The sequence below is a fragment of the Streptomyces europaeiscabiei genome (assembly GCF_036346855.1).
Classification (GTDB): domain Bacteria; phylum Actinomycetota; class Actinomycetes; order Streptomycetales; family Streptomycetaceae; genus Streptomyces; species Streptomyces europaeiscabiei.
This window is the reverse complement of the sequence record NZ_CP107841.1, coordinates 10,399,381-10,415,027: the sequence shown is the minus strand read 5'-3', so window position 1 is coordinate 10,415,027 and position 15,647 is coordinate 10,399,381. Positions and strand designations below refer to the sequence as shown.

13 protein-coding genes and 1 pseudogene are annotated in these 15,647 nt (G+C 71.4%); 10 read left to right on the top strand and 4 right to left on the bottom strand.

Translation table 11 applies throughout. The features are described from left to right. Positions 1-290: 290 nt before the first annotated feature. Positions 291-941 carry a hypothetical protein gene (locus OG858_RS45240; RefSeq protein ID WP_328543783.1) on the bottom strand — a complete coding sequence of 217 codons (651 nt, stop codon included), beginning with the start codon at positions 939-941 and terminating at the stop codon, positions 291-293. A gap of 227 nt (positions 942-1,168) precedes the next feature. On the opposite strand from OG858_RS45240, the gene OG858_RS45235 reads away from it, so the two are divergent. The 4 genes from OG858_RS45235 to OG858_RS45220 all read left to right on the top strand — a co-directional run bounded on the left by OG858_RS45235 (position 1,169) and on the right by OG858_RS45220 (position 5,155). Next, positions 1,169-2,881, top strand: coding sequence for a SulP family inorganic anion transporter (locus tag OG858_RS45235; protein WP_319267280.1), 1,713 nt, complete (start codon positions 1,169-1,171; stop codon positions 2,879-2,881). A gap of 204 nt (positions 2,882-3,085) precedes the next feature. Next, on the top strand, positions 3,086-3,550 hold the full coding sequence (locus tag OG858_RS45230; RefSeq protein WP_319267282.1) for a Crp/Fnr family transcriptional regulator: 465 nt from the start codon (positions 3,086-3,088) through the stop codon (positions 3,548-3,550). Between the two features lie 32 nt (positions 3,551-3,582). Continuing rightward, entirely contained in the window at positions 3,583-4,278 is a 696-nt protein-coding gene (locus OG858_RS45225) for a CBS domain-containing protein (protein ID WP_319267283.1), read from the top strand. Positions 4,279-4,453: 175 nt separating this feature from the next. Continuing rightward, a complete protein-coding gene (locus OG858_RS45220; RefSeq protein WP_086748559.1) occupies positions 4,454-5,155 on the top strand; it encodes a response regulator in 702 nt (233 codons plus the stop codon). Positions 5,156-5,313: 158 nt separating this feature from the next. Here OG858_RS45220 and OG858_RS45215 read toward each other — a convergent pair whose 3' ends face one another. Further along, positions 5,314-5,556, bottom strand: a complete 243-nt coding sequence (locus OG858_RS45215) for a hypothetical protein (protein ID WP_328543784.1) — start codon at positions 5,554-5,556, stop codon at positions 5,314-5,316. Between the two features lie 298 nt (positions 5,557-5,854). Here OG858_RS45215 and OG858_RS45210 point away from each other — a divergent pair, with 298 nt between their 5' ends. Together OG858_RS45210 and OG858_RS45205 are read left to right on the top strand one after the other, a co-directional pair. Next, positions 5,855-6,277, top strand: a complete 423-nt coding sequence (locus OG858_RS45210) for a pyridoxamine 5'-phosphate oxidase family protein (protein ID WP_086749304.1) — start codon at positions 5,855-5,857, stop codon at positions 6,275-6,277. A gap of 194 nt (positions 6,278-6,471) precedes the next feature. Further along, positions 6,472-7,152 (top strand): class I SAM-dependent methyltransferase, encoded by a 681-nt coding sequence (locus tag OG858_RS45205; protein ID WP_328543785.1) that lies wholly within the window; start codon positions 6,472-6,474, stop codon positions 7,150-7,152. 748 nt (positions 7,153-7,900) lie between these two features. Here the strand turns inward: OG858_RS45205 and OG858_RS45200 are convergent. Then, on the bottom strand, positions 7,901-8,284 hold the full coding sequence (locus tag OG858_RS45200; protein ID WP_328543786.1) for a hypothetical protein: 384 nt from the start codon (positions 8,282-8,284) through the stop codon (positions 7,901-7,903). Positions 8,285-8,515: 231 nt separating this feature from the next. Between OG858_RS45200 and OG858_RS45195 the strand changes: the two genes are divergently transcribed. From OG858_RS45195 to OG858_RS45180, 4 genes are all read left to right on the top strand, one after another. Further along, positions 8,516-9,244 carry a response regulator gene (locus OG858_RS45195; protein WP_086749307.1) on the top strand — a complete coding sequence of 243 codons (729 nt, stop codon included), beginning with the start codon at positions 8,516-8,518 and terminating at the stop codon, positions 9,242-9,244. 26 nt (positions 9,245-9,270) lie between these two features. After that, the gene (locus OG858_RS45190; RefSeq protein ID WP_319318512.1) at positions 9,271-11,520 is read left to right on the top strand and encodes a sensor histidine kinase; all 2,250 of its coding nucleotides are present in this window, start codon (positions 9,271-9,273) and stop codon (positions 11,518-11,520) included. Positions 11,521-12,112: 592 nt separating this feature from the next. After that, complete coding sequence (locus OG858_RS45185; RefSeq protein WP_319267291.1) at positions 12,113-13,585, top strand: helix-turn-helix domain-containing protein; 1,473 nt, start codon at positions 12,113-12,115, stop codon at positions 13,583-13,585. A 122-nt stretch (positions 13,586-13,707) separates the two neighbouring features. Then, complete coding sequence (locus OG858_RS45180) at positions 13,708-13,851, top strand: hypothetical protein (protein WP_179201541.1); 144 nt, start codon at positions 13,708-13,710, stop codon at positions 13,849-13,851. A gap of 507 nt (positions 13,852-14,358) precedes the next feature. On the opposite strand, the pseudogene OG858_RS45175 reads toward OG858_RS45180, so the two are convergent. Beyond that, positions 14,359-15,137: pseudogene (locus tag OG858_RS45175) on the bottom strand (transposase). Between the last annotated feature and the right edge of the window lie 510 nt (positions 15,138-15,647).

The window sequence follows — 15,647 nt, the reverse complement described above, 5'->3', positions numbered from 1 at the left end:
CCGCCTCTTCCAGTAGGTCCGCGAGACGAGCGAGGCGATCGTCTCGCGGCCACCCGCACTCTGGCCGCTCCCCGCACGCTGCTCACCTCCAGGGGGAGAGGAGTTCGATTCCAGCGTCGTGCTCAGGGGGCTGTTCGGCAGGGGCCACTGGTCCCGCATCCGGCCGAGTGACCCTCCGCGCGGTTCGGCGCGGCGAGCCCCGTGGGCGCGCGGCTCGGCGTGGCGGACCCCGCGAGCACGCGGCTGGGTGCGGCGGACCCCGCGGGAGGTGCCCGCCGCGCCTCCCGTGGTCAGCGCAGCCAGCGGCTGTCGCGGACGAGCGGGAGCCTGGCCCAGACCTTGCCGAGGCCCAGGGTGTTGCGCACCGAGGCAGCGGCCAGGGCGATCAGGGTGACGGCGTGGATCAGGTGGTGGTCGACGAACGGGTTCGTGGACATGCTCGGCGCTCCGTCCGAGAGGTGCCGGGCGGGCGGCCACGCGGCGACCCGCATCAGCCCCGTCATCACGGTGCCGGCTACGGCGGCGAGCCTCAGCGCGACGCCCGCGACCAGGGCCACGCCGATCCCGAGCAGACCGAGCAGACCGAGCAGACCGAGCATGAACAGCCGGTCGGCCCAGGTGTCGCCGGCCCAGGAGCCGAAGGTGGACTCCATCGGCCCGACGGCGACGGCGCCGGCGCCGAGGAAGCCCTTCGTGGGCGATCCGCCCTCGATCCAGCCCCTGCCCGACTGCGTGGCGTGGCCGAGGCCGAAGGTCCTGTCGAGGAAGGCCCACAGCAAGACGAACCCCGTGAGCAGACGCAGCGACACGAAGACGTGGACCCGCGCGGTGTGCGTCCCGGTGTGTCCCGACACCGCGGACCCGGGTGCGAAGGCCGCCCGGTTCCTGCGGAACGACGGCAGGTGCAGGTAGCTCCGGTGCGGGTGCTCGTGCACGGCCATGGTCGTGACTCCCTTCGAGGGGCGGTCCGGTCGTTGCCCGACCCCCCTCACCCTCGTCCCGCGCTCCGGGTGGCGCCGGGTGCCGAAGGCCTGCGGCCAGGGGGCCGAACGGCCCTGCCCGCCAGACCCGTTGGTCCCGGCACGACCCGCCGTCCGGGCATGCTGTGTACCCGTGTCTCGCGCGATGCCGTGGACGCACGGATCGTTGGACCGGCGAAAGGTGACACATGGCCCTCAAGGCGGGCGGGAACGGATCGGGGTGGCGTCGGTGGGCACCCGGGGCCTCGGCCCTTCTCGGCTACCGGCGTGCGTGGCTGGCCGGTGACCTGCTCGCCGGCGCGACCGTGGCCGCGTATCTGGTGCCACAGGTCATGGCCTACGCGGGCGTGGCCGGACTGCCGCCGGTCGCCGGGCTGTGGGCCATCCTCCCGGCTCTCGCGCTCTACGCCCTGTTCGGCTCCTCGCGACTGCTGTCGGTCGGGCCCGAGTCCACGACCGCCCTGATGACGGCGACGGTGGTCGCGCCGCTCGCCGCCGGGGATCCCGGGCGCTACGCGTCACTGGCGGCGGCCCTCGCGGTCACGGTCGGACTGCTGTGCCTGGTGGCCCGGGTGGTGCGGCTGGGCTTCCTGGCAGACCTGCTGTCCCGTCCCGTCCTGGTCGGCTATCTCGCGGGCGTGGCGTTCATCATGATGGCGGACCAGCTCCCCAAGCTCACCGGCGTGCGGACCACCGGGGCAGAGTTCTTTCCTCAACTGTGGTTCTTCGTAAGCCACTTGGCGGACGCGCACCTGCCCACCGTCGTCTTCTCCACCGCCGTACTCGTGTTCCTCTTCGTGACGGCCCGCTACGCCCGTGCCGTGCCCGGCCCGCTGCTGGCCGTCGTGCTGGGCACCGCCGCCGTATCGGTCTTCGACCTCGACGGCCGGTACGGACTCAAGGTGATCGGCGACGTCCCGTCGGGACTGCCGGGGTTCGCCGTCCCGGACCTGAGCGAGCTGCCGCATCTCGTGCTGCCCGCGCTCGGGGTCCTCCTCGTCGCCTACACCGACTTCATCCTCACCGCCCGGGCGTTCGACGACCGCGACGGCCCAGGTCCCGGGCTCGACCCGGACCAGGAATTCCTCGCCCTGGGCACGGCCAACCTCGGCGCCGGGGTCCTGCACGGATTTCCCGTGAGCAGCAGCGCCAGCCGCACCGCGCTCGCCTCCTCCGCGGGCGCGCACAGCCAGGCCTACTCGCTGGTCGCCGGCGCGGCGGTGCTCGCCGTGCTGCTCCTGCTCAGCCCTCTGCTGACGCGCACCCCGTCCGCCGTGCTCGGCGCGCTCGTCGTCTACGCCGCCGTCCGCATGATCGACCTAGCGGGCTTCCGCCGGCTGGCGTCGTTCCGCCGCCGGGAACTGCTGCTGGCCCTCGGCTGCCTGGCCGGAGTGCTCGCCCTGGACATCCTCTACGGGGTGATCGTGGCCGTCGGTCTGTCGGTGGCCGAGCTGCTGACCCGGGTGGCGCGCCCGCACGACGCCGTGGAGGGACTGGTCCCGGGCGTGGCCGGCATGCACGACGTCGACGACTACCCCGAGGCCCGGACGATCCCCGGGCTCCTCGTCTACCGATACGACTCCCCGCTCTTCTTCGCCAACGCGGAGAACTTCCGGCGCCGTGCCCTGGCCGCCGTCGACGAACAGGGCGACCCCGTGCGCTGGTTCGTCCTCAACACCGAGGCCAACGTCGAGGTGGACATCACCGCACTCGACGCGGTCGACGACCTGCGGCGCGCACTGACCCACCGGGACATCGTGTTCGCCCTCGCCCGCGTGAAGCAGGATCTACGGGAGGAACTGGAGGCGTACGGCCTCGCGGACTCGGTCGGCGAGAACCGGATCTTCCCGACGCTCCCGACGGCCGTGGCCGCGTACCGCGCGTGGCTCGCCCGTCAGTAGGCGGGTACGCCCTGCCCCTGAAGCGCAGGACCGAGAGGCCCGTTCAGCCCCAACGCCTCGGCCTCCACCCACCGAGCCGGTGTCCCGCAGCCCGCCGCCGGTGCCGAACGGCCCGTGCGATGGACCGGGTGGCCCATGGACCTCACCGACGCCCCGGAACACCCTGGTGAGGGAAGTCCCTACACCCGGCAGCGGAGGCACGTCATGAACGCTCCCCCCACCCCCAGCATGCTGCGCACACTGACTGCCGAGCACCGTCAGCGGCTCATGCGCCTGGCCAGGGACGTGTCCGTCCCTCAGGGAACGCGTCTGTTCGAGGAGGGCGGACGCGCCGACCGGTTCTGGATCATCCGCACCGGCACGATCGAACTCGACATGCGGGTTCCGGGCCGACGCGCGGCGGTCATCGAGCGTCTCGGGCACAACGAGCTGGTCGGCTGGTCCTGGCTCTTCCCGCCGCACGCCTGGCAGATGGGAGCCGAGGCGACGACACCGGTGCGGGCCTACGAGTTCGACGCCGTCGCCGTGCGGTCCATGTGCCGGGACGACCCGACCCTGGGCAACGACATCAGCCAGTGGGTGGGGCGGGTGCTGGCGCACCGTCTGCGCTCGGCCCGGACGCGTCTGCTGGACCTGTACGCCCCGTACGGCGCCGGCAGCACCATCTGACCCCGCCCGGAAAGAGGCACGAAGGAGTGGCCATGCACGGCGCCCCGCACATCGTCAGCGATGTCATGACCCACACGGTCGCCGCGGTCGGTCGCAGGGCGACTTTCAAGGAGATCGTGCGGCTCATGCAGGATCGGAAGGTCAGCGCCCTGCCCGTCGTCGAGGGCGAGGGCCGGGTCGTCGGCGTCGTCTCCGAGGCGGACCTCCTGCCCAAGGAGGAGTTCCGCGACAGCGACCCCGACAGGTACACCCAGCTGCGCCGCCTGTCCGGTCTGGCGAAGGCGGGCGGGGTGACCGCCGAGGATCTCATGACGTCCCCCGCCCTCACCGTGCGCCCGGACGCCACGCTCGCCCAAGCGGCCCGCACCCTGGCCCGGGCCAGGGTCAAGCGGCTCCCGGTGGTCGATGCCGTGGGGATGCTCGAAGGCGTCGTATCCCGTGCCGACCTGCTCAAGGTCTTCCTCCGCACCGACGAGGAGATCACCGAGGAGGTCCGCCGCGAGATCGTGTCCTACCTCTTCCCCACACCGGCCTCATCCGTGCGCGTGGAGGTGCGGGACGGCGTCGTGAAGCTCGTCGGCCACGTCCGCGACACCTCGCTGGTGCCGACGTCCGCGCGGCTGGTGCGCGCCGTCGAGGGGGTCGTGGACGTGACGTTCGACCTCACGCGCCCCGGCGAGCCGACACCAGTGCCCACAGGCGGCACCGAACGCGTTCGTCCCACGTGACCGCCGGACCGCGGCCGATTCCGTGGCACCGGTCGGTCCCCTCCGTACGGCCGCCATCACCAGGTGGCCCTTGTGAGTGGGGCCGATCGGCCCTGGTGCGTTCGGTCCGGGCGGGTGATGATCGTCATCATGGACAACCCGCTGTCCGTCCTCCACCGGGGAACGAGGGGCCGTGATGCCTGAGCCACGCACTTTCACCGAGCAGAACCCGATCCGCGTGTTTCTGCTGGACGACCACGAGGTCGTCCGCCGGGGCCTGGCCGACCTGCTCGACTCCGAACCGGACATCTCGGTGATCGGCGACGCCGGCACCGTCGAACACGCCCTCGTACGCGGCCCGGCGCTGCGCCCCGACGTCGCCGTCCTCGATGTGCGTCTCCCCGACGGTGACGGCATCTCGGTCTGCCGCGAGCTGCGCAACCAGATGCCGGAGCTGGCCTGTCTGATGCTGACCTCGTTCGACGACGAGGAGGCCCTGCTCGACGCGATCATGGCCGGTGCCTCCGGCTACGTCCTCAAGCAGATCAAGGGCTCCGACCTCGTCTCAGCGGTGCGCACGGTCGCCTCGGGCCAGTCGATGCTGGATCCCGCGACCACGGCCCGTCTCATGCGCTCGCTGCGGGCCGAACCCGTCGACGCCCCCGCCGTACCGTCCGAGCTGGCGAGCCTGTCCCCGCGCGAGAGGGACATCCTGGCACTGATCGGCGAAGGCCTCACCAACCGCGAGATCGGCAAGAAGCTCTACCTCTCCGAGAAGACCGTCAAGAACCACATCTCCCGCCTGCTGGCCAAGCTCGGCGTACAGCGCCGGGTCCAGGCCGCGGTCCTCGCCTCCCATCTGGAACAGCCGGAGACGGACGAGCGCCGACCGAGGTGACTCCCCTGTAGGCACCCTCTACGTCACGACGACGCGCACAGCCTGAATCACCGACACCCCGCACCCCCGCTCGATCCGAGCGGGGGTGCGGGGTGTCGGTCGGTGCGTCGTGTCGCAGGGCTTCGGCGGATGGGAGACCGCCGCAGGCGCCGGACGGTTCAGCGCATGGCGAACCCCGGTGCGCTGGAAAGGGCTGAGCAGCGAGGTGTCCTCGAACCGGGGGCCGAGCGGAAGGAGTGGGCTGAGCGGGTCCTGGCCCAGAAGTTCCAACCGAATCCGGCCGTGGCCAGGACCAGGACCAGGACCAGGACCAGGACCAGCATCAGCATCAGCCACGCTCCTCCCGGCACCGACCCGTCCGACACCGAACTGCGGCTCTCCGTCGTCGACGACTGGACCATGCTGTCCGTCCCTTCCCGTGCGCGCCGGCACGGCGATATGGGCTCACCTCGCGCGCCGGCACGGCGATACGGGCTCACCTCTGAGTCGCAGGCTCCGGCCTGGGGAACGGCCCGCACCCGCACCCACTGTCCGCGCGTCGATCTCTCCCCCGCATGGGCCATCAGGCCCTGTCGCCGGGCAGACGGTCTCCGGTTCGGCCCCGATCGGCACGGCCGCGCTCCTCCCTCTGCCGGTCGGGGCCGCAGAAGAGGCCGACCGGCCCTACTCATGTTCGATTGCCGCACTGACTATGGACTGATGGTTCAGAACGATGCCTTTCGCGCACTCGACCGGCAGGAGTGCATCCGCCTGCTGGCCAAGGTGCCGGTCGGCCGGGTGGTGTACACCCGGCAGGCGCTGCCCGCGGTCCTCCCGGTCAACTTCGTCCTCGACACCGATGCAGCCGTCCTGCTGTGCACGTCGGCCGCCTCCGACCTCGTGCGCGCCATCGACGGCTTCGTCGTCGCCTTCGAGGGGGACGAGTTCGATCCGGTCACCCGGTCCGGCTGGAGCGTGGTCGTCACCGGGCGGGCCGCCGTGGTGACCGACCCGGCCGAGCACGAACGCCTGTCGCGCAGCGGCCCCAGTTCCTGGATGCCGATGCACGACGAGGTTTTCGTGCGGATCGAATCCGAAGTGGTCACCGGCCGTGAACTCACCGGGGCACGAGCCACCCCGTGACCGTCGGCCCGCAACGCCGTGCCGCCCGACCGCGCCGGGACCATTCGGCCCTGTCGCGTCCCCTGATTGGGCCGGTCGGTCCCCGCCCAGGGACCGCCGACCCCAGGCACCCCGAAGCCCCAGGCCCTGACGCCGGTTTGCCGGATCGGCAACGGGAGTGGCCGACCGGAACGCGGTGGGGCGAGGGTGGGACTGTGACCGACGACATCGCAGCGGGATCGCCCGCGTCCGACATCCCCTCGTTCACCGACGGATACGTCGGGGACCCCGCGGTGCGGGCGGAGTGGGACGACCGGTACGCCGACCGACAACAGTTGTGGAGCGGCCGGCCCAACGGCGCCCTCGTGGCCGAGGTCGCCGGGCTCACACCCGGGCGGGTGCTCGACGTCGGCTGTGGCGAGGGCGCGGACGCCCTCTGGCTCGCGCGCGGCGGCTGGGACGTGACCGCGCTCGAGGTCTCGGGCGTGGCGCTGGAGCGGGCGGCCGGGCACGCCCGGGACGCCGGCCTCACCGTTCACTGGATACACGCCGCACTATCCGAAGCAGGCCTCCCGCCGGCCTCCTTCGACCTGGTCTCCGCGCAGTACCCGGCCTTGCTGCGCACCCCCGACGCCGCGGCCGAGCGAGCGCTGCTCGCGGCCGTCGCGCCCGGCGGCGTACTGCTGCTCGTACACCACGCGGGGATGGACACCCAGCAGGCACACGAGGGCGGCTTCGACCCGGCCGACTACGTCTGGCCGTCGATGGTCGCCGATCTGCTGAACGACGACTGGGAGGTCCAGGTGGACGAGCAACGGCCAGGCGTGGCGCCCGACGGCGGCGCCGGCGCGCACCACACCGACGACCTGGTGCTGCGCGTGCGCCGACGGTGCTGAGGAGCCACGCTGAGGGATACGTGACCAGGCGAGGGCGTCCTGGCAGGACAGCCGAGCAGCCCATCAGCACTGCTCCATCTCTTCATCCACCGTGTCCTGCTCCCGCGGCCCGCCGTTGGGGACCTCCCCCACCCGGCACCGCGATTCCGGCGAACCGGCAATGCGTCGGATGATCACCCTGTCGATCACGCCCCCGACCGGCACGAGTACCTCAGCCCCCGCCCACGCCAGTCCCACGACCAGCGAATTCAGGTTGAACAACGCTCAAGGGGCGGCAACCTGACACTGTGTGTGCAGGGCGGTCCCATGTCAGCCGGTCAGGATGGACGTTCCGGAAACGGCGGCGTTGTCCGCACAGGGTCCGGTGGTGGAGCTGGCACAGCGGCGCGGTGCGGCCGGTACGGGCCGCACCGCGCCGTGTCCCCTCGGACCTGCCCAGGGTCATGTCCAGAAGCGGCCATGGTTCGGGCACGTCTGGCCGGTACCGCCGCAGGTGTTGCAGGTCCTGCCCCGCTGCCCCCTGCAGTAGGGGCAGTTGACGACAGGAACCTGGTCCTTGCGGCACTTCGCGCCGCTGCCCGACCGGCCTGCGCTGAACAGCCCACCGCCTGTCGTGACTGCCCAGTCCTTGCCGTGCCGAGGGCATCGCTGCCCCGAGGTGCAGCGGCTGCACCCCCTGGAACAGCACCGCTCCAGTTGCTGACCACACCTGCACTTCATCTGGCTCATCGCTCTTCGTTCCTCCGCGTCAGGCGATTGTCCAGCCGCGGGTGCGCACACTGCACCGCTGGAATACCAGCGACAGGCCGCCCGTCATGCCCATGGCGTTGCCCATCCAGCGGTTGATCGCTCCCATCCGCCGGTCGAAGTACGCCTCACCGGTGCAGCCGCTGGTGGTGGGCGTGAGGTCGACGTAGAACGTGAAATAGGTGTCGATCTTGTTCCCCGCGGTCACTGTCACGCCGGTGGTGTCGAAGCGGCTCAGGTAGACCGCCGCCTCCACCCCGGGCATCGACACGGTCGGCGACGGGGTACTGAGCTGCTCGGCCACGCCGTTGAAGAGAACCTCCAACGTGTCCTCGACCGAGTGCGGCGAGTCGAAGCTGCCGACCCGCTTGGTGAACCTGCCCATGAACGTCCTCCTGATGTGATGCCGTACGCCCTCGGCTTCGCCCCGCGGTCCGCTGCTGCGGGGCCAACAGGCCTCCAGGTGGGGCCGGTTCACACCTTCGCCCCGGAGCCGTGTGCCCGTCTGTCCCCGGCCACGGGGACAGACGCCGGGCTACCACGAGTGGTAGACCTGCTTGGTGGGGCCGTTGAGCCCGGCCAGGTGGCCGGCGGGCCGCGGGGGTGGGAGAACGGCATGAACGACACACGGGAATCGCGCACCGGCGACGACGCCGCGACCGGACCGCGCCTGGCGGCGGTCGACGACCACCCGGTGATCCTGCACGGCATCCAGGCGTGCCTCGCGGGGTCGGCACCCGAGATCGACTGGGTGGGCAGCGCCGAGAACGTCGATGAACTGCCGTCCAGAGTATCGGCGCTCCCGTCGGTCGTTCTGCTGGACATCGAACTGAACGACGGCAGCGACATCGCCGCCAACGTCCACCGCCTGCGCCAGTGGGGTCCGCAGGTCATGCTGTTCAGCCGCGAGCACCGCCCCGTGGTGGTGCGCCGGGGCATCGAGGCAGGAGCGCTCGGACTGGTACTGAAGGAGGACCCGGACGCCCAACTCGCCGAGGCGATCAGGGCGGCGCACGCAGGGAGGGCGTACGTGTCCAGCCGGCTGGCCCACCAGATCGTCCACGACCGGCGCGGCAAGGTGCGGTTGAGCCCCCGCCAGCTCGAAGTACTGGAGCTGCTGGCCCGGGGACTGAAGCCGGCGGTCATCGCCCGCCGCCTGTACATGACCGAGGAGACGGTCAGGACTCACCGGAGGCGGGCCATCGAGGCGTTCGCCAAGGACGAGGGGACCCGGCTGGCCGACAACTCGGAACTGGTGTACCGCTCGATGGTGGACGGCCACATCGACCTGGACCCGACCGGTACCGGAAGGCCCGGCACATCCTCCCCGGATGACGCCGGGTGACCCGACGCGGCACCCATCGATCCGGAGTGGAAAGCGCTCTTCGCCGCTCGTTCGCCGGGCTGTCCCTGCTGTTCGCGCTCGCCTGGTGGCTCACGGCCGTCTCGCTGGCCGTCTCGGATCATCGGCATCCGCTGTCCCTGGGCGTCACAGCGCTGTTCGCCGCGTCCGCGACGGCCTGGGCCTACCGGGGGGCCTTCGTCCGCATCGGTCCGGTGGATGCCTGGTCCGCCGTGGCGGTGGCCGTGACCGTGCACACGGCGTACGCGGTGCAGCGGTCCGCCGAGCTGGTGGTGGGCCTGCGTTGCATGGCGACGGCCGCCGCGGTCCTTCTCGCCGTGGCCTATCTACCTCGGGCCTGGGGGCGTTCGGCGGCGGTGGTCGCGCTGGCGGCGCAGGTGGCAGCCGCGTGGCACGAGGGCGTGGGAACCGCTCTGGAGGGGGTGTGGCCGGCGCTCGCCGGAGGGGTGGCCGCAGCGGTACTGGCCCCCGTCCTGCGTGCCGCCGGGGACCGCGCGGACACCGCCATGCGCGAGGACGAGGACACGAGCGAGGCCGCCGCTCGGGAGCGGGCCGCCCGGCGAGGCCGACGCGACTTCCAGCGGCTGCTGCACGACGACGTCGGGTCGGCGCTGCGTGTAGCGGGCATGAACGGCGTACCCGCCGAACAACGGCGTGCCGAGGCGCGCCGCGCGGTGGCAGCGCTGACGGTCGGCTCGGCCGGAGCGGAGGGCGGCGCGGACACCGACCTCGTACCGCTGCTGACCGGGCTGGCGGCAACGGCGGTGGGCGGCGTCCCACGGCCGCGGGTGACGACACACTTCCCGGCGGAACTGGCGGTGCCCCATGAGGTGGCCGCAGCGTGCACGGGAGCGGCCGTCGAGGCGCTGCGCAACGTACGGTACGCCGGTGCCGCCCACGTGGTGGTCCGGCTGCGCGGGAACCACCGGGACCTGGAGCTGACGGTGGCCGACGACGGCCGCGGATTCGTGCCGTCCCAGGTCCGCCGGACCGCCCTGGGCCTACGCGACTCCATAGGCCGGCGCATGGCCGACATCGGCGGCGTGGCCGACGTACGCAGCCGTCCCGGACACGGCACAACGGTACGCCTGAGGTGGAGCGCCCCGGCGCCGGACGCTCACGGCGGTGCGCCGGGGCGCCCGCGCGGACAGCGGGAGACGCTGCGCGCCGCCGTGGGTGACGTGCGCGGGGCACTGGCGGCGGTGTGCCTGCCGTACTTGGTGGTCATGGCCGTGGTCGCGGTGATCCAGACGGTGGGGACGCCGGCGTTGCTCGGACACCTCCTCTGGTACCTGGTGCTGGCGGGGGCCACCTGCGTACTGCTGACCCGGGCTCACCGCCGAATCAGCGCACGGGTGGCCGTTCCACTGCTGGTGATTGCGGTCACGGGCGCGGTGAGTTGCCTGCTGGTGATCCCACCGCAGGCCGTCACGGACTACCGTTCGTGGCCGATCGGCGCGGTGACACCGCTGTTGACCCTGCTCGTCATCGTGCGCCCGGTCCGCCAGGCGGTCCTCGCGCTGTTGTGCGAGGAAGCGGGCATCGCCGCGCTGACCGCCATGGATCCCCCGGGCGGCGGTTCGGCGGCGAGCACGGTCGCCATGACGCTTCCCGCGATGCTCGCTCCGGCGACGGGGGTGGTGATGGGCATGGTCATCCGGCGCACGCTGGTCACTCTGGGCGGGGCAGTACTGGATGCCCACCAGCACCGCATGGTCGTCATCGCCACCGAGTCCGCCGCACGCGCGAGAGCCGAACAGCACCACCGTCGGCTGCGGGAGATCGACACGCAGATCGTGCCCTTCCTCCACGCGATCGCCACGGACCGCGGCGACGACGGACCCGGCCCGGTCGCTGTCCGAGCCCGGGCCAACCGGCTGGCCCAGTCCATCCGCGACGAACTGCACCTGCCGGGCGTCCTCGACGGTCCCCTGCGTGACCTGGTCGGCCGTGCCCGGGAAGCAGGCTGTGAAGTGACGATCCACGCCCAGGCCGACGACGCCACCCCACCAGCCGACAGCCCCGCACGGACAACCCTGCTGCGCGCCGTACTCACGGCCGCCCTGACCGACCAGGAAGCCCCGGAGGAGCTGACATTCGGCGTACAGGACGGACCGGAGGGCCCGACCCTCAGCCTGGTCACCGTACCGGGCGACTCCCATCGCGCCGCAGCGCTCGGCACAGCACTGATGGGCACGCCGCACACACTGGAGGACTCCGCCGACCTGACCTGGGCGGAAGCCGCGTTACCGGAATAGGGCACTCAAAGTGACGCAGACGGTGCCTCCGACGCCCTCGGGTCGCGGACAGGCTTCCTTGGTGGCAGGTCCTCGGCTCCTCGGCCGTGGCAGGTCCTCGGCTCCTCGGCCGTGGCAGGTCCTCGGCTCCTCGGCCGGGCGGTGGAGGCCTCAGCCGCCACCCATCGCGCCTGTCTGCACACCCCATGGCCCGCACCGGCGACCAGCGACACGCTGTCGGCGGCGGCACGCCCGGACGCCGACCGGACGGAGGACGAGCCGACCGGACGCAGGACGAGTCGGATCCTGTCGGCCGACAGGCTGAACGCGATAAGGCCCGCGCACACCCCGGCCTACAAGTTGCTCTGGCAGGGCCACTCGCATCGGGCGCTCGCCCTGCACGTCGCCTCGCAGGGCCGGTCCGGGGCTTCAACACCGTGCTGCCGTTTGCACGCGCCGTGCGTCGGCAGGACACCTTCCGCGGCGCGCAGACGGCTCCGGCGACCCCAAGAGCATCGGCGACCCCGCGCTGCGGGCACAGCCGACCCCGCCCCACCCACAGCCGTGGAACCATCCCAGGCCATCTGACCTCTCCCTGTACGGACTTCCAGGGATGCCGTCCTGGGATGCGAGGCAGGAGGTATCGGTGTCGTCCCAGGACGAGGTGGAGGAGTTCGCGGCGCTGCTGCGGCGTCTGAAGGCCCGCACGGACCGCAGTTACGCGGCACTCGCGCAGCACCTGAACATGAACGCCTCCACGCTGCATCGGTACTGCGCGGGGGACGCCGTGCCGCTCGGCTTCGCCTCCGTGGAACGGTTCGCCGCGATGTGCAAGGCCAGTCCGGCCGAACGGATCGAGCTGCACCGTCGGTGGGTCCTGGCAGCGGCGGCACGACAACGTTCCCGGACGACGACCGGGTCCGCGCCGGAAGCCGCAGGAGCCCCCTCGGCGGGCAGCGAGGGCCCCCTGGCCGACGGGGCAGCCGAACTCGTGTCCTCGGTGGCCGCCGACTCCGTCTCCATGACTGCCACCGACTCCGTCGCCGCGACTGCCGTCGACTCCGTGCCCGGCCCCTTGCCCGGTCCCCTGGAGCCCCTTGCGGAGAGCCTCCCCGACTCGTCGCGCGAGCACGACGCGGCGTCGCGCCGTGCTTCGCGAAAGCCCTGGTACAGGCACCGCGTCGCGGTCACCGCGGCTCTCGCGACCGCGCTGATCGCCACCCTGGGCAGCCTGTCCTCCCTGCCGTCCGGGCGCTCCTCGGCCACCGCCGACGACCGGACGTCCGGCACGACGACCGCGGGCGCACGGCAGGGCTCCCCGTCACCGTCCGCACCCGCCTCCCCCACGCGCGGCCGACCACCCGGCACTCCCTCGCCGAAGGCTCCCCCCACGGACGACCACTCGTCGAACCCGTCCACGAGCCCATCCCTGAGCCCGTCCACGAGCCCCTCCGCCAAGGCCGTTCCCGCCGTCCCGCCCCTCACCTGGACCGTGAACTCCCAGCTCTGGGCATCCGGTTGCGATCACGACTACATCATCGACAGGGCACCCCAGCAGGTGCCGCCTCCCCCGGCCCCGCAGGACGCCACACCGTGGGCGCGTACACAGGGCGCCGTACACGGCGGCCAGACACTCGTGGACATCTCCGTGCAGGGGCGGACCGACGCGGCCGTCGTACTGGAAGCGCTGCGGGTCCGCGTCGTGGGACGGGCCACCCCGGTGAAGGGCACCGTCTATTTCACGGGCCAGGGCTGCGGTGCCGACCTGGACCCCCGCTCGTTCGCCGTGAATCTGGACATGGACCAGCCGATCGCCCGCACGGTCCAGGGCGGTGAGGGCTCAGCAAGGACCCCGGCGGTGCGCATGCCCTACCGTGTGACCGCGAAGGATCCCAAGGTGCTGATGGTCGACGCCCGGACCGTCGACTGCGACTGCCTCTGGTATCTGGAGCTGGACTGGTCCTCACAGGGCCGTACCGGGACCGAGCGCATCGACGACCACGGCCTCCCGTTCCGCACCAGCGGCACCAAGGGCCTGCCTCAGTACTGGTACGCGCACGACGGCTGGACCCCTCTCGCGAGCTGAGCGGGGTCAACGGCGCGCCAGGCCACCGCCGTTACAGGGCAGCGATCACGGCAGGGGGTCGCCGCAGGCGTTGTGACCGGGAACGTTCACCGGTTCTGATGCTGTGCTGACACGATCGCTTCGTGGATCTGTCTGAGGGACTGGCTGAGTGGACGGACTGGGACGGTGCCGCGTTCCTGGTGGGTTGTGCGCTGGGGATCCTTGGTGATTCCGAGACGTTCACCGAGGTCAAGTGGGTGTTCTGGACGGACAACCCGTTAGCTTGATCATTAGCCTCGCTGCTGTTTCAGGCGGACGTGTTCGGTGCGGGTTTCGATTCGCTCCACGATCTTCCCCGGCTCGTGACGTGGGGCGGGCCTGCGTTCTTCGAGCCGAGTGGGCGTCCGGGCCCTGGCTTGGAGGGTCTGGGCACGTCGGCGGGACGGGCGGTATTCACGCGGAGGTGGCGGAACCCCCGGCGGACCCGGGCAGGGGTGAGCCGAAGAGGCTGCGGCGGCCGTTCCCAGGGCCGACGGAGATCCTCGGCGAGGGGCCGGGCAAGGCGGAGTTGGGTGTGGGCGGCGGTGATCAGCCACGTCCACAAGTCGGTCTGCTTGAACAGCCGAAAGGTATGTTCATGATCGAATCTGCGGAGGAACGCCTGCCGGCGCAGGTCGACGTCTTCGCCGGTCATGCTGGTGCGCGAGGAGCACTGCCACACCGGCTTCGGGTCGCGGTCACCGGGCAGGTGCTCAACCTTCAGCCGGATCAACGTGTCATGGATCAAAGGGAGTTCACCGCAGTGATCGAGCCAGGGGCCACGGGCCTGCAACCGGGGGTGCATCCGGTCCCAGGCGAGCTTCGGCCATGCCGTAGCGCGTGGTGTCGCACGTCGTGGCCTGGTCAGGGGTATGCCAGGACTCCGGCTTGGAGAAGGAGAGGACACCGCCGTGCTTGCGGGGCTGTCCGCTGCGTGGGGTAGAGCGGTGTGGGCCGGCATCCCGGAGCATGACGCGGTCCGAGCGGAGCCGGCCGACCTGCTCGACGGGCAGGTCGGCCAGGACGTAAGCGAGGCGGGTGACGTCGTAGCCGGTGTCCATGACGACGAGGATGCCGCGTCGCCCGGCCGCCACTGCCCGGCGTGCACAAGCCGGGTGACCACCTCCCGCAGCTGGGTGGCGGTCACTGCGGTGGCATCGTCACACGGTCCCAGCCGGATCGCGGCCGGCAGGGCCGTCCAGGACGTGCGTCCCGTCTCCAGGGCGGCGACGAAGGAGTAGGGCCGGCCGGGGATGAACTGATCCGCGCTGCGGCCCCGCCCGTAGACGTGGCAGAACAGCAACTCCGGGCTGGTGGGGGCGTCCGGACGCAGCCAGTTGCTCACGTCCACCGCGAGTACGGTCCGCCCGTCGGCGGCACGCGGCAGCGGCGTGGAGGCCAGCAGTCTGCGTAGGCGGCGCGGCTCCAGTCAGCCGTGGTTGACCGCGTCGTACATCGCTCCGTGCCCGCGCCGGTGCTCGGCCGTGAGCGTCAGCTCGACCAGCGACGTCACCGGGCCGTCCGAGCACAGCACCGCGTCGGTGAGCTCGAAGAGCGCATCCGCCCGGGTGTAGAGGCAGTCGTAGAACTGGACACGAAAGTGGGACAGGACGCCCAACGCGGCGTCGGCGGACTGTTCAGCGGTGAGACTCTTCACCAGCGGCCGTTCCTTCAGGTGCCGTTGCTCTGCACCTCGAAGCGTGAAGAACGGCCGCTCCGCTGTCCCGGGAACGAACCAAGATCAGCGGGTCAGGTGAACGGCCGAGGTTAAACAAGAAGCTGAGTAGCTGTTGTTGTACCGATCTTGGGGTTTGTCGATCGAACGGGTACTGGTGGCCAGTTGGGATTCCCACTGTCGGCCACTTGCCGGGGAGGTAACTGGCCGTCAGCCGTCGCTGAGGGCAATCGAGGTGCCGTGAGCTCGGGCGGCTGGGTAGCGTGCATCGGGTGGCCGGTGAGGAAGTGCTGCAGGACGATGCCCATCGTCGAGTGGTGCGGATCGGTGACGCTGTCCGCAGGCCCGTCCAGCCGTGGACAACCAGCA